Origin of the sequence: Peribacillus sp. ACCC06369 (assembly GCF_030348945.1) — a bacterium.
Taxonomy (GTDB): domain Bacteria; phylum Bacillota; class Bacilli; order Bacillales; family DSM-1321; genus Peribacillus.
The window spans coordinates 1741456-1756049 of the sequence record NZ_JAUCEN010000002.1 but is presented as its reverse complement, the minus strand read 5'-3'; the positions used below and the strand labels follow the sequence as shown (position 1 = coordinate 1756049).

Annotated in this window: 12 protein-coding genes; all 12 read right to left on the bottom strand. The window is 41.1% G+C overall.

Features of this window, described 5'->3' with window-relative positions; all coding sequences use genetic code 11:
* Positions 1 to 77: 77 nt before the first annotated feature.
* The 12 genes from QUF78_RS09440 to pgsA all read right to left on the bottom strand — a co-directional run bounded on the left by QUF78_RS09440 (position 78) and on the right by pgsA (position 14503).
* A complete protein-coding gene (locus tag QUF78_RS09440; protein WP_289317090.1) occupies positions 78 to 506 on the bottom strand; it encodes a YlbF/YmcA family competence regulator in 429 nt (142 codons plus the stop codon).
* A gap of 1 nt (position 507) precedes the next feature.
* Positions 508 to 2052, bottom strand: a complete 1545-nt coding sequence (miaB, locus tag QUF78_RS09435; protein ID WP_289324440.1) for a tRNA (N6-isopentenyl adenosine(37)-C2)-methylthiotransferase MiaB — start codon at positions 2050 to 2052, stop codon at positions 508 to 510.
* Positions 2053 to 2442: 390 nt separating this feature from the next.
* Positions 2443 to 3483 carry an L-threonine 3-dehydrogenase gene (tdh, locus tag QUF78_RS09430; protein WP_289327277.1) on the bottom strand — a complete coding sequence of 347 codons (1041 nt, stop codon included), beginning with the start codon at positions 3481 to 3483 and terminating at the stop codon, positions 2443 to 2445.
* 588 nt (positions 3484 to 4071) lie between these two features.
* Positions 4072 to 4938, bottom strand: coding sequence for a 2-oxoacid:ferredoxin oxidoreductase subunit beta (locus QUF78_RS09425; protein WP_289324439.1), 867 nt, complete (start codon positions 4936 to 4938; stop codon positions 4072 to 4074).
* Complete coding sequence (locus QUF78_RS09420; protein ID WP_289317094.1) at positions 4925 to 6682, bottom strand: 2-oxoacid:acceptor oxidoreductase subunit alpha; 1758 nt, start codon at positions 6680 to 6682, stop codon at positions 4925 to 4927. The genes QUF78_RS09425 and QUF78_RS09420 overlap by 14 nt, the downstream gene beginning before the upstream one ends.
* A gap of 230 nt (positions 6683 to 6912) precedes the next feature.
* Positions 6913 to 7836, bottom strand: coding sequence for a dipeptidase (locus tag QUF78_RS09415; protein WP_289324438.1), 924 nt, complete (start codon positions 7834 to 7836; stop codon positions 6913 to 6915).
* A 138-nt stretch (positions 7837 to 7974) separates the two neighbouring features.
* Positions 7975 to 8235, bottom strand: a complete 261-nt coding sequence (gene spoVS, locus QUF78_RS09410; protein WP_029281188.1) for a stage V sporulation protein SpoVS — start codon at positions 8233 to 8235, stop codon at positions 7975 to 7977.
* Between the two features lie 174 nt (positions 8236 to 8409).
* Entirely contained in the window at positions 8410 to 9207 is a 798-nt protein-coding gene (locus tag QUF78_RS09405) for a TIGR00282 family metallophosphoesterase (protein WP_289324437.1), read from the bottom strand.
* Positions 9208 to 9360: 153 nt separating this feature from the next.
* Positions 9361 to 10920 (bottom strand): ribonuclease Y, encoded by a 1560-nt coding sequence (gene rny / locus QUF78_RS09400; protein ID WP_289317097.1) that lies wholly within the window; start codon positions 10918 to 10920, stop codon positions 9361 to 9363.
* 350 nt (positions 10921 to 11270) lie between these two features.
* Positions 11271 to 12317, bottom strand: coding sequence for a recombinase RecA (gene recA / locus QUF78_RS09395; protein ID WP_289317098.1), 1047 nt, complete (start codon positions 12315 to 12317; stop codon positions 11271 to 11273).
* A gap of 346 nt (positions 12318 to 12663) precedes the next feature.
* Positions 12664 to 13896: a competence/damage-inducible protein A gene (locus QUF78_RS09390; protein ID WP_289327276.1), complete on the bottom strand. Its 1233-nt coding sequence runs from the start codon at positions 13894 to 13896 to the stop codon at positions 12664 to 12666.
* 22 nt (positions 13897 to 13918) lie between these two features.
* Positions 13919 to 14503 carry a CDP-diacylglycerol--glycerol-3-phosphate 3-phosphatidyltransferase gene (gene pgsA, locus QUF78_RS09385; RefSeq protein ID WP_034313524.1) on the bottom strand — a complete coding sequence of 195 codons (585 nt, stop codon included), beginning with the start codon at positions 14501 to 14503 and terminating at the stop codon, positions 13919 to 13921.
* Positions 14504 to 14594 lie beyond the last annotated feature (91 nt).

Sequence of the window (14594 nt, the reverse complement as noted above, 5' to 3'; positions counted from 1 at the left end):
GTGTCACGAATGGGCGCTGTATAAGGATTTACGCAATATAAAAAAGCCCTTCTGAAATCAGAAGGGCTTTGCCATATTCATGAACAGCTTCCGCCGCCGGCTTGTACCTGTGAACCAGTCTCCCCACGAAGGACGTCGCCTTCGGTCGATTCAATGATCAGGTCCGTCACCTTATTCGATACTTGTGATGAGACCATTTGTAAGAGATCATTTACATCAACTTGGGATTGCTTGAATTCTTGGACGATCGGAAGTTCATCCAATTGTTTTTCCAGTGCATCAATTTTGGCCTGAACTTGGCTGTATGCTTTCTCTTTTCCGTAATGCTGGAAGTTTACCGCCTGTTTTTGCAAACTCTTGATACTTGCGATCATTTCACGGATTTTTTGGTTTTCATTGATGTGAGCTTCTGCCCGTTTAAAGAAATCAACTTCTTCCGTGCTGGCAATCATTTCAGCAAGCTCGGCCGCTTTTGACAGGATGTCATCTTTAGTATATTTCGTCATATTACTCCACCTCAATCGCCGTTGCTTCTTCAACCATATCCCCATTTAATGACCATGTTTTCGTACCGGTGATTTTCACTTTTACGATTTGGCCAATAGCGGATTTTGGTCCTTTGAAGTTCACGAGCTTATTTTTCGTTGTATAACCTGCTAATACTTCCGCATTCTTCTTGCTTTCGCCTTCAACAAGCACTTCAACAATCTGTCCATCATACTCTTTCATTTTCAACGCGCACGTATCATTGACAAGGGCATTCAAGCGTTGCAGACGTTCCTTTTTCACTTCCATCGGTACATTATCCTGCATTTTCGCAGCCGGTGTTCCCTCACGTGGTGAATAAATGTAAGTATACGCTGCATCGAAACCAACTTCGCGGTATAAAGACATCGTTTCTTCAAAATGCTCTTCCGTTTCATTCGGATAGCCTACAATGATGTCAGTTGTTAGCGATGCACTGGGGATAGCATCCTTAATCTTTCTTACCAGCTCTAAATATTGCTCGCGTGTATATTTACGGGCCATGATTTTAAGTGTTTCCGTACTTCCAGATTGAACAGGAAGGTGGATATGGTCAACGAGATTTCCGCCTTTAGCCAGGACTTCGATCAAGTGATCATCAAAGTCACGGGGATGACTTGTCGTAAAACGAATACGCGGAATATCGATTTTGCGGATTTCATCCATCAAATCACCGAAACGATATTCGATATCCGTAAAATCTTTACCATAAGCATTCACATTCTGTCCAAGCAGAGTTATTTCTTTGTAACCCTGAGCCGCTAAATGACGGACTTCCTGTATGATATCTTCAGGTCTGCGGCTTCTTTCTTTCCCCCTTGTGTAAGGTACGATGCAGTATGTACAAAACTTATCGCAGCCATACATGATATTGACCCATGCCTTCGTTTTACCTTTACGCACCTTCGGAAGATTCTCGATTACATCACCTTCTTTAGACCAAACCTCAATGACCATTTCCTTGGATAGATAAGCTTCATTAAGAATTTGCGGCAGCCTGTGGATATTATGCGTTCCGAAAATCATATCTACAAAATGGTGCTTCTCAAGAATCCGCTTTACAACTGACTCCTCTTGCGACATACAACCGCAAACCCCAAGCAATAGATCCGGCTTTTCCAATTTTAATGACTTTAAATGCCCCAATTCACCGAACACTTTATTCTCTGCGTTTTCCCGAATTGCACATGTGTTAAGTAAAATGACGTTAGCATCATCCACCGTGTTTGTCGGTTCATAACCAAGTGCCGTAAAGATGCCCGCCATGACTTCAGTATCATGTTCGTTCATTTGACAGCCGTATGTACGAATGTAAAACTTTTTGCCTTCTCCCATCCCACGGAAACCTTCAGGAATTGCAAAGTCATCATGATATTCTACTTCTTCTTTTCCTCGCTTTTTCGCATCTTTTAAGGAAGGCGGAATATAAACGGCTTGAAAGTACTTACTGAAGTCCTTATCGGATTTTTTGTCCGCTGGATTTTCAGCCTGTACTTGTTGTGATTCTAATCGTTGTTTCTCGTTCATAGTTAATCTCCTTTCAAAATAGTTAGTTTATTTCTTTCCCCAACTATTTCAAGACCTATCTTCTAATGGTTTTTATACGGATTCCTTATTAAGAATTACCAGTAAATATTAGCTTTTAAGTGTGATATATCCACATTAACATAGTATAAAGCTTTTAACAGCAAGAAACAATCATTCTGTCGTGCCTTCTTCAATTGTAAGAAACTTTTCACAAATGCGGAAAATAAGAACATGAAAGAAGAGGCTTTATTCGTATATTCACTATGACGAAATTAGCCTCTTCTTATTCATTTATTGGATGACCCCTGGCACCTTATCAGCTTTTTCAAATCCAGATAATCCTATTTCCAGTTGATTCAAAACCTCTCATTTCTCCTCCTTTTCAGATGGTTAAGGTATCAGAAGCACCTTACCACACTGACCTTTGATCATCAGTTCAAATCCCTTCTCAAAATCGCTTAGCGGAAAACGGTGTGTAATCATTGGTTTTACATCAACCTTGCCACTTCCAAGCAGACTGGAAACCTGTTGCCAGGTTGAAAACATTTTCCTTCCGGTTATCCCTTGGACAATAAGACCCTTGAATACAATATCATCCGTTATATTAAGAGTGACGGGCTGAGACGGCAGACTTAGAATTGATATCCTTCCACCGTTTGTCGCCATCTTAAACCCTTGTTCGATAGCTATCGGATTACCGCTCATTTCGCAAACCACATCCACTCCATCCCCATTTGTCAGACCTTTCGTGATTTCCAGTGGATTCTGTTTAATTGAATGAATGAGGTCTGTAGCCCCCATCTTTTTGGCAAGCTGAAGTCGATAATCATTAATATCAAGAGCGATTACTTTATCAGCACCTGCAGCCTTCGCTACAGCAACTGCCATAAGCCCAATTGGACCACAGCCGATTATGGCCACCGTTTTACCCAGTACCTCGCCAGCAAGCACTGAATGGACGGCATTTCCCATCGGTTCTTGGATGGTAGCGATATCGAGTGGCATATCATTTGGATTTTTCCATAGATTTTTGGCGGGCAGAGCTATATACTCTGCAAAGCACCCTTGTTTATCGACACCGATAATGTTGGTTTTTTTACAAATATGGAATTGTCCGGTTAAGCACTGCCTGCATGTACCGCAAACTATATGTGTTTCGGCAGATACACAATCACCAACTGAAACATTGCTCACACTTGCCCCTATCTCGATTACTTCCCCAGCAAATTCGTGTCCAAATACGTATGGCGGATTCACTCTTCCCTGCGACCATTTATCCCAGGTGAAAATATGAATATCCGTTCCACAGATCGAGGTCAATTTCACTCGAATCAAGACTTCGTCATCACGAATATCTGGAATATCCACAACTTGTAATTGTGCCCCAAAACCTCGGTGATGTTTGACCACTGCTTTCATTTTCCCTCTCAACATTTACACTCCCCCTGAAATAGGGCTGTTCTATTCATCTACCTTAATATGTAAAGATATGAAAAACTAATTAAAAAAATACCATAATCGCTTTTGTACCAGCCTTTTCACATAAATAACGATGATCTTGGGGCATACGTACATTTTCGTTAAATGGGCCATGTTTCTATAGCATCTTGTCCGCTCTCGAATAAGATATCTTGTACAACCAAAATAAACGAAGGAGTGACTTATATGTCATGTAACAATAATCACCATCATGATAATAATAACGACAGAATCGCAGACGATTTTTGTCGTGCTGTGAGAGGCTGTAATAGGCGCGACCGCGATAGAGACCGTGATCGGGACCACGACCGGGACCGCGATAGAGACCGCGATCGGGATCGGGACCGCGATCGGGACCGCGATCGGGACCGCCATCACCATTGTTGTTGCAGAAGGAATCGTTGCAATTTCTTCGGCGGCTTTGGATGCAATAACGGTTGGTGGTAAGCTAATCCAGAGAGTATAGTGATTCTCTCTACTTGAGCTTTCCAATTAATCACAAAAAAGGTTCACCCCATCTTAGGGGTGAACCTTTTCGTTTTACATAAATTCTTCAACAAGCTTATCAAAATGTGCTTGATCCAGTGTAAGATCTGATTTATTTAACGCTTCTTCAGCATAACCCGGCACTAATTCCTGGTACGAAGGACGTGAAGAGTCTTGATAAATAATCCCTGTCACAAGGCCGTCATGTTTCATCAAAGTCTGCATCGCCTGTTCTTTATTCGATGAATCATAGCCTTCAATCGTGTTCAATTTAGTTAAGTTTTGTTTAAACCAATCATACGTATTGATCTTATTATAAGTTACGCATGGAGAGAAAACATTGATAAAGGAGAATCCTTTATGGTTTATCCCTGCTTCAATGATCGCCGTCAGGTCTTTTAAGTCAGTGGAAAAGCTTTGGGCTACAAACGTAGCGCCAGCTGACAATGCTAATTCCATAGGTGAAACAGACTGTTCTATTGATCCTTCTGGAGTGGATTTCGTTTTAAATCCAGCAGCGGACCTAGGAGAAGTCTGGCCTTTTGTCAATCCATAAATTTGGTTATCCATGACAATATAAGTAATGTCGATATTACGACGGATCGCATGAATGGTGTGTCCCATCCCGATTGCAAATCCATCTCCGTCACCGCCAGAAGCTATAACGGTCAATTCACGGTTGGCCATTTTCACTCCCTGGGCAATTGGCAGTGAACGGCCATGGATTCCGTGGAAACCATATGACTTGATGTAACCGGATATACGCCCTGAACAGCCGATACCGGAAACTACAGCCAAATTCTCCGGCTCCAATCCTACATTTGCTGCCGCACGCTGCATGGCAGCCTGAACGGAGAAATCACCGCAGCCAGGACACCAGTTAGGTTTTACATCATTACGAAACTCTTTAAACGTTGCCATATTCGAACATCTCCTTGCATTGTGTGTGAATTTCATGCGGGAGGAATGGGTTGCCATCATATTTTAGGATGCTTTTAATTTTATTAACATGTCCGACATTCATCTTGATAATATTAGCCAATTGTCCAGTCGCATTATTTTCAATAACTACTACTTTCTTGGCACTTTGCACCAATGATAGGACTTCATCAGCTGGGAAAGGATGTATCAACCGGATTTGCGCATGATTCACTTTCATTCCATCCGTTTCTAACCGGCCGATTGCTTCATCAATCGTCCCGCGTGTTGAGTTAAAACCAAGAATTAATAAATCCGCTTCTTCATGCGGTGTGTTTTTGTATACTGGCGTATGGAATGTGTTTGTAAGATTATTAAGCTTACGCATCCGTTTATCCATTTGCACTTTACGATTCAAAGCCGTTTCAGAAGGTCTGCCCGTTTCATCATGTTCAACACCTGTAACATGGTGAATTCCATTTTTCATTCCAGGAACTACACGTGGGGAAACCCCGTCTTCAGTTACTTCATAACGCTTGAAGTATGATTTGTTTTCATCCTCTTCAATTTCAAAGTCCACCAATTTACCGCGTCTTATCTCCACTTTTCCGTAATCAAGCGGCTGAACCGTCTGTTTACCTAGTGATAGCTGTAAGTCGGATAAAATGATAACTGGACATTGATATTCCTCTGCAAGGTTGAATGCTTCTGCCGTATCATAAAAAGCTTCCTCGACTGTACTCGGAGCCATGACGATTTTAGGAATTTCACCATGTGTACCATAAATCATGGCCATTAAATCGGATTGCTCCTGTTTTGTAGGAAGTCCTGTAGATGGACCGCCACGTTGAGTATCGACAATGACAATTGGCGTCTCGGTAATGCCCGCTAGACCAATCGCTTCCATTTTCAATGAAAGTCCAGGTCCAGCTGAAGCTGTGATGGCACGTACACCACCATAGTTTGCACCAATCGCCATTGTAGCTGCTGCGATTTCATCTTCAGTCTGTATGACCGTCCCACCCAATTGAGGAAGTTTTTTAATTAGGTATTCCATAATTTCCGAGGCCGGAGTAATCGGGTAAGCTGCCATGAAGCGGCAACCGCCTGCAACTGCGCCTAAAGCGATAGCATCGTTTCCGATCATGAACAATCGTTTTTGGCCGTCTGCCTTTTCCAGCTCCATTGCGCCCAGTTTTTCTCCAAGCATCACTTCCATTGCTTTGTAGCCAGCAGTAATGGCATCCATATTCTTCTTAACGATTTCTTCACCTTTACGGCCGAATATTTCATCAACCACATCGTTGAATACGGAAATTTCCATTCCCAGAACAGCACATGTCGCACCGATAGCGACCATATTTTTCATTAATGATGTTCCTAATTCCGCTGCTATTTCCGTAAATGGAACAATATATAATTCTGCCTTTGTATCTTCTGGGCAGACAGGTTTGAATTTTGCATCTGCGATTATGATGCCACCTTCATGTAATTCTTTATAATTGACGTCAATTGTTTCTTGGTCAAAAGCAACTAAGATGTCTAAATCATCAGAGATAGCACGAGTTTCCGTAGTACTTACACGAATTTTGTTATTCGTGTGTCCACCCTTGATTCGGGATGAGAAATGACGGTAGCCATACAAGTAATAACCTAAGCGATTGAGGGCAATACAGAATATTTCTCCTGTACTTTCAATACCTTCACCTTGTTGTCCGCCAACTTTCCATGAAAGTTGATTGATCATGTCTTACACTCCTTTAGGACGTTCGTATATAAATGCATTTAAAACGCACCTCTCTTCAGAACATTCGACTATGTATAATTAATCGTTCTAATATAGAAAAGGTGTACTAAACGCTTTCAATTCTATCGGTTAAATCATTAAATTGCAACCTTTTTGCTTTTATTTTTTATATTTTCAGAATATTTATTCATATCTATATAGTAAGAATTAAAAATCACTTAAAATATTTCCTATTTAAGCGGAAAATTACGAGTGAAATTACCAAAAAGGAGGCCTTTTACAAACTCACTTGAATAAAGCCTGTTCAGTTCATTGATAAGGTTATGATAATCCTTATATGACATTAATTCTTCTACCATATGATCGATTCCATCAAAGTCAGAGCCTAATCCAATTTGTCTTTCCCCGCCCAAATTGCATATATGCTCTATATGTTTCAAGATATCCTTTATCGAAGCCGAATCACCATTTGATAGAAATTGAGGGACAAAGGTTACCCCTATCACTCCATTTTTTTGTAAAAGGGCTTTTATCTGGCCGTCTTTCAAATTTCGCGGATTCGAACAAAGATGATAGGCATTCGAATGTGAGGCAATTGGGAATTTTGCCAGTTTTAGGGTGTCCCAAAATCCAGCTTCAGATAAATGGGATAAATCACACCAAATTGACTTCTCATTCAAAAGCGCCACCACCTCCGCTCCAAACCCTGTCAATCCGCCGCCTCTTGATTCTAATGCACCATCAGCTACCAAGTTGGCGTAATTCCAAGTTAGACCTACTGAGGACACTCCAAGATGAATTAAGGTTTTAAGTTTCAACAAATCATTTCCAATGCAATCGCACCCCTCCAAAGTTAGCACCGCACCTATTTCCTTTTCTTTTAGAGAATCGATATCTGCCTTGGTTTTTATAAATTTCATTTCCGGCTCTGATAAAATCTTTTCATGAAAAAGATCCACCATTGCCAAAGCCGCTTGAAATCTCATATCAGGGTGTACTTTTTCAGGAATATATATTGCAAAACATTGGACTTTTCCTCCTTGATCCAATAATCCCCGCTTCGTTATATGTAATTTATCACTATCCAAAAAAGTAATATCCGGATCTATGAACATCTTCATCAACACATCACAATGTGCATCAAAAATTGCCAATGTAATCCCCCTTCCTGTCCCTGTCCCTTAAAGGATCATATACTCCATTATAAAGGGACCCGGGTTTTTCGTCATTTGGATTTCAGGACAAAAAAGAGCCTGCTCGCCATTCGACAAACAGGACACCCACTCATGAAATTATCTTGGTTCAATGATTAGCTTTATTGCCGTTCTCTCTTCGCCGTCAATAAGTATATCTGTAAAGGCAGGAATACAAATCAAGTCAACTCCACTAGGTGCGACAAACCCTCTTGCGATTGCTACTGCCTTGACGGCTTGATTTAACGCACCTGCACCGATTGCTTGTATTTCGGCTGCCCCTCTTTCCCTGAGCACTCCCGCTAGTGCGCCTGCTACAGAATTAGGATTAGATTTTGCTGAAACTTTTAATATTTCCATTCCTAGTCCTCCTTGTTTTCCCTGCCGATTCTAACTTGGCTCAATAGTTATAACACTTTCCACTGCTACTATATTCATCAAGTAAAACTTGTATGACAAAGAAAACCGGGATTGTCCACCATTTATTAAAGAATGAAAAAATGGATGGCCAGTTTGACTGGCCATCCATTCAAATCAATTATAAAAGGGGTGATCTTCGTTAATCAAAATTCTTTCTATTTTTTTAGCACTGCCAGTTTTATCATCAATTTCAAGGAGAACTCCACTTAATAGGGTCCGCCCCTCTTTAGGCACTTCGAAACGGACAGGGAGGCTAGTTAAGAACCGATGAATGACTGCCCCTCTGTCCATACCAAGGATGCCATCATACGGTCCTGTCATGCCTACATCTGATATGTAAGCGGTGCCCGCAGGTAAAATACGGTTATCGGCTGTCTGGACGTGTGTGTGTGTACCAACAACGGCTGTAACCTTACCATCCAGGAACCACCCCATAGCTTGCTTTTCACTTGTAGCTTCTCCATGAAAATCGACAAAAATGATTGGTGTCCTTTTTTGAGCCTCCGCCACTAGTTCTACCGCCTTTTTGAACGGACAGTCCAAATCCGGCATGAATGTTCTAGCTTGCAAATTGATGACCGCTATTTCCTGCTGATTCAATTTTAAAAATTTCATTCCTTCTCCTGGTGCTCCATCTGGAAAATTCGCTGGACGGACGAGATATTTCGCATCATCAATAAAATTAAAAATGTCGCGATTATCCCATGTATGGTTTCCCATGGTCACCGCCTGCGCTCCCCACTCTAAAAAACTGCGGTAAATCTTTTCTGTAATTCCCCGGCCACTTGCAGCATTTTCCCCATTGATTACCGTGATATGCGGACGATACTTTTCTTTTAACTTAGGAAGGTATTCTTGGATCATGTCACGTCCAGGAGACCCCACTACATCTCCAATAAATAACAATTTCATTGTAAAACCCTTTCTAGATTCACCTAATTATATGAATTATTCAAGTATGTATTGTAACATAATTTGGGGTAATTATAGGAATTACGCTTAACGATTAATATCTGAAAAAGAAAAAACGAAGTGGTTTGCACCACTTCGTCTTTCATTAACAATTTATTTGGCGTATTCGACTGCTCTTGTTTCACGGATGACCGTAACTTTTATATGACCTGGATAATCGAGCTCTTCTTCAATCCTTTTTCGGATATCACGTGCGAGTCGATGAGCCGAAAGATCATCGATTTGTTCTGGTTTCACTAGAATCCGCACTTCACGTCCGGCTTGAATCGCAAATGATTTTTCCACTCCGTCATAGGATTCGGAAATTTCCTCAAGTTTTTCAAGTCTTCTAATGTAATTTTCAAGCGTTTCACTTCTAGCACCTGGTCTTGCAGCTGATAATGCATCAGCGGCAGCCACAAGAACTGAAATGATGGAAGTTGGTTCCGTATCGCCATGATGTGAAGCGATGCTGTTAATGACCGTTGGATGCTCTTTATATTTGGTTGCTAATTCAACGCCAATTTCAACGTGACTGCCTTCCACTTCATGATCAATCGCTTTCCCAATATCATGCAATAAACCTGCACGGCGGGCAAGAACCTCATCCTCACCAAGCTCAGCGGCCAGTAAACCTGAAAGCTGGGCCACTTCAATTGAATGCTTAAGTACGTTTTGCCCATAACTTGTACGGAACTTCAAACGCCCTAGTATTTTGATGAGATCTGGATGGAGACCGTGAACTCCAACTTCAAAAGTTGTTTGTTCACCAATTTCACGAATATGTTCATCTACCTCACGTCTTGCTTTGTCAACCATTTCTTCAATTCGAGCCGGATGGATCCGTCCGTCCTGAACAAGTTTTTCAAGAGCCAAGCGTGCCGTTTCCCGTCTAATTGGATCAAATCCAGATAAAATGACAGCTTCAGGAGTATCATCGATAATAAGGTCAATACCTGTTAGCGTTTCTAACGTCCGGATATTTCGTCCTTCACGTCCGATAATCCGTCCTTTCATTTCATCGTTTGGAAGATTTACTACAGAAACGGTGGTTTCTGCAACATGATCAGCCGCACAACGCTGAATGGCAAGAGAAAGAACTTCTTTTGCTTTTTTATCAGCTTCTTCTTTGGCACGGGTATCACTTTCTTTAATCATAAGCGCTACATCGTGAGCCAGCTCGTTTTCCATTCGGTCTATAATGATTGCTTTAGCTTCTTCACGAGTTAAACCGGAAACACGTTCAAGCTCTGTTTGCTGCTTACGAACCGTCTCGTCCACTTTGCTTTCCATCTCTTCAATATGCTGTTGTCTTTGGTTTAGAGAATCTTCTTTTTTCTCCAAAAGGCTTTCACGTTTGTCTAACGTTTCATCCTTGCGGTCCAGATTCTCTTCTCTTTGCAATAACCGATTTTCTTGTTTTTGTAATTCGTTCCTTCTTTCACGGGATTCCCGATCCGAATCGGAACGAACTTTATGAATTTCATCTTTTGCTTCCAACAAGGCTTCTTTCTTAAGTGCTTCCGCTTCACGTTTTGCATCCTCAAGGATGTGTTCCGCAGAGCCCTTTGCCCCTGCTATTTTACTCTCAAATTTTGATTTGTGAATAAAATAACCAACAACTGCACCGACGATTAGGCCAAGCAAAGTGAAGATGATTGTCATGGGTTCCATCGTTTCACCTCCCCTTGCTATGAACTTTTTACATAAAATGTTGAACTGTCGGCAAGTACATTGCACATAAATTCAATATACAGCACTTAATTTTCAAAATTTTAGTTTGAAAAATTGTAAAATATACATATTAATTGTATAGTTGAGAATTTTTATTGTCAAGCGTTTGTCCCTTATGTATCAATGATTATTCAAGTTTTCTTAATATCAACCATCATTAACTACAGCATTCATTATGGAAGAAGTCTGGATATCTGTTTTCAATGCCATTTAATCCGCTGAAAATTTCGCACTTTTCTCACAATATATAGAAAAGGCCTAAGCGAACAAGCTTAGGCCTTTTCCTACCATTAATCAAGTAATTCAAAATGCTCTTCTGTTTCATTTTCTTCTGGTGGTAATTCATGCTCTCCATCAAGATTATAGTGATCCCTGATTTTCTGAGAAATTTCCAGAGCGATATCCTGATTTTCTTTCAAGAACAGCTTCGCATTTTCGCGGCCTTGTCCGACACGCTCTTCATTGTATGAGTACCACGATCCGCTTTTAAGGACGATATCAAGATCTGCACCCATATCGATGATTTCACCTTCCTGGGAAATCCCTTGACCATACATGATGTCAACTTCTGCTTGACGGAATGGTGGAGCAACTTTGTTTTTTACAACTTTGATTTTGGTTTTATTACCGACGATTTCATTACCTTGTTTTAATTGTTCCGCACGACGCACTTCCAGACGAACTGTTGAATAGAACTTCAATGCCCGGCCTCCCGGAGTCGTTTCTGGATTTCCAAACATAACACCGATTTTTTCACGTACTTGGTTAATGAAAATGGCAATGGTATTTGATTTATTAATGGCACCAGACAGTTTTCTAAGTGCCTGAGACATCATCCGGGCTTGAAGACCCATATGGGAATCTCCCATTTCGCCTTCTATTTCAGCTTTAGGAACAAGTGCTGCCACCGAGTCAATGACAATGATATCTACCGCTCCACTTCGAACTAACGCTTCAGCGATCTCTAAGGCTTGTTCACCAGTATCAGGCTGCGAAAGCAGTAACTCATCAATATTCACACCAAGTTTTTCTGAATACGCTGGATCTAAAGCATGCTCGGCATCAATGAATGCAGCCGTGCCTCCAGTTTTTTGTACTTCTGCAATAGCATGTAAGGCAACAGTCGTTTTACCAGAGCTTTCAGGTCCATATATCTCAATGACCCGGCCTCTTGGATATCCGCCCACTCCCAATGCTACGTCCAATGCTAAAGAACCGCTTGAAATCGTTGAAATCCTACGATCAGTCTGTTCCCCAAGTTTCATAATAGAACCTTTACCAAATTGTTTTTCAATTTGTTTTAACGCCATATCTAAAGCCGCTTGACGATCACTCACTCAATTTCCTCCTCTATATTCAAATAATCGGCTGTCCGATTAAAGGTGTACTACGTTAGCAATTTATTTGAGATCAACGTTTGCATCCTGTCTCAAAACCTATCTTTACTATATACTCTTTTTACTATTTTGCCAAGCAAAAAGTCGAACATTCATTCGTTTTTTTCTTGCGGGATATTCTTTGTAAAAAAGCTTTTTATCTTAATGAAATCTCCATTTCCTTTCACTTACTCCCTAAAAAAAACATTTTCATTGAATTAACTTTTTTCTTTTTTCCCTTTTTTTCAAGAAACAAACTTCTTGAACCAAATAAAAAGCAGAGCTGTAAAAAGCTCTGCTTCAGCGTTCATAAATCCCTTAATAGGTAATGACATCCGTACTTCACACTGCGAATACGGTTCTGCGCCCTGCTTCCGGAAAGGTTCAACTCTTTGAAATGAGTGTTTCCATCCCGATATGAAATGCCGATAAATACTGTCCCTACAGGCTTGCCTTCTTGTTCATCCGGCCCTGCGACACCCGTAAAGCTTATGCCTACATCCGCATCGAGCTTTTTCCGGACATTAGAGGCCATTTCCATTGCACACTCACCGCTGACCACCCCATGCTCGGAGATGGTATCATCACTGACGCCGAGGACATTCGACTTCGCATCATTCGTATAGCTGACAATACCGCCTTTGAAGACTTTACCGGCGCCTGGGATGGTTGTCAGCTGTTCTTGGAACATCCCTCCGGTCAAACTTTCGGCTGCCGCGATCGAAAGCTTGCGGACCGTCAATTCTTTTACAAGTTCCTTTATTAGCGAAGTATTATCACTTCCATAATAGAACTTACCTACCCTGCTAAGAATTTCTTTTTCCGCTTCTAAAATAAGCTCATCGCATTTTTCTTTAGAAGAGTCTTTAGCGGTGATCCTTAACGTCACTTCCCCTTCGGCTGCCAACGGAGCAATTGTCGGATTCGTTTGATTGACAAGGAGATCTTCAATCACCGTTTCCAGTTCGGCTTCACCTATCCCGTAAAACCGAAGAACCTTGGAATCGATCCGTTCATGCTTTTCCAATTTATTCATGATCGATTCATAACCATAACTTAAAAACATCGGCTCCATTTCACTTGGCGGCCCAGGCAGGAGCATATATGTAATCCCGGATTTGGACAAGACCATTCCCGGTGCCATGCCATGATCGTTTGCCAACACTTCACTGCCTTCTAAGACAAGGGCCTGCTTTTTGTTGTTTTCCGTCATGGTCCGTTCCCGTTTTTGGAAGTAAGCTTCAATGGATTGCAAAGCTTCATCATTAAAAACCAGCTTTTTCCCTATATGGCGAGCAATCGTTTCCTTCGTTAAATCATCTTTGGTAGGACCGAGTCCACCGGTAAAGACAATCAAGTTCGCCCTTGATTCAGCGATTTCTATAGCTTGTTGCAATCGTCGGTCGTTATCCCCAACCACAGTATGGTAAAAAACATTGATCCCCATTTCCGCAAACTGCTGCGATAAGAATCTTCCATTAGTGTTATTGATTTGTCCTAAAAGAAGCTCTGAGCCCACTGCAATGATTTCTGCATCCATCTTTTCAAAACCACCATTCGTTTTACTTAGAATTAACAAATACTTCTTTGTTTTTTATAAAATAATCCAAACCTGACCATATTGTAAAGATTAATGCAATCCATAATGCGATATTAGCAAACGGAAGTGAAATGAGGGCAAATGGAAGGTTATGCAGCAATAATGCTGAAATGGAAACGATTTGTGCCCATGTTTTAATTTTACCAAGCTGGTTCGCTGCAACGACTTCGCCTGTACCCGCTAATACCAAACGCAAACCGGTCACGGCAAACTCACGACTTATGATCACGATGGCAATCCAAGACTGACCGTACATTAAATCCAGATCAACCAAAACAATTAGGGCAGCCGAAACCAGAAGCTTATCAGCCAATGGATCTAAAAATTTCCCTAAATCAGTAATCATATTATATTTTCTGGCAAAATGGCCATCGATCCAATCCGTAGTAGAAGCGATAATAAAGAGGATGGCTCCAGCTAGGTGCGCCACTGGCAAACTGTATTCTCCCCAAGTCAACGTCCCCCATGAAAAAGGTACGAGCATGATAATTAAAAATACTGGTATTAAACAGATTCTTGCTACTGTAATCTTATTAGGCAAATTCAAAACTTTTAACCTCCAAAATTTACGCCTGCCATTTCGGCAATGCGTTTTAGATCTTAACATAATGCTTATATGTATAATTTAACTCAAAATA

What these genes read in the sequence shown, in the direction of transcription:
- QUF78_RS09440 (WP_289317090.1), bottom strand. Translation starts at nt 506, where the DNA reads ATGACGAAATATACTAAAGATGACATCCTGTCAAAAGCGGCCGAGCTT.
- miaB (WP_289324440.1), bottom strand. Translation starts at nt 2,052, where the DNA reads ATGAACGAGAAACAACGATTAGAATCACAACAAGTACAGGCTGAAAAT.
- QUF78_RS09425 (WP_289324439.1), bottom strand. Translation starts at nt 4,938, where the DNA reads ATGGCAACGTTTAAAGAGTTTCGTAATGATGTAAAACCTAACTGGTGT.
- QUF78_RS09420 (WP_289317094.1), bottom strand. Translation starts at nt 6,682, where the DNA reads ATGATCAATCAACTTTCATGGAAAGTTGGCGGACAACAAGGTGAAGGT.
- spoVS (WP_029281188.1), bottom strand. Translation starts at nt 8,235, where the DNA reads ATGGAAATATTAAAAGTTTCAGCAAAATCTAATCCTAATTCTGTAGCA.
- QUF78_RS09405 (WP_289324437.1), bottom strand. Translation starts at nt 9,207, where the DNA reads ATGAAATTGTTATTTATTGGAGATGTAGTGGGGTCTCCTGGACGTGAC.
- rny (WP_289317097.1), bottom strand. Translation starts at nt 10,920, where the DNA reads ATGGAACCCATGACAATCATCTTCACTTTGCTTGGCCTAATCGTCGGT.
- QUF78_RS09390 (WP_289327276.1), bottom strand. Translation starts at nt 13,896, where the DNA reads ATGGATGCAGAAATCATTGCAGTGGGCTCAGAGCTTCTTTTAGGACAA.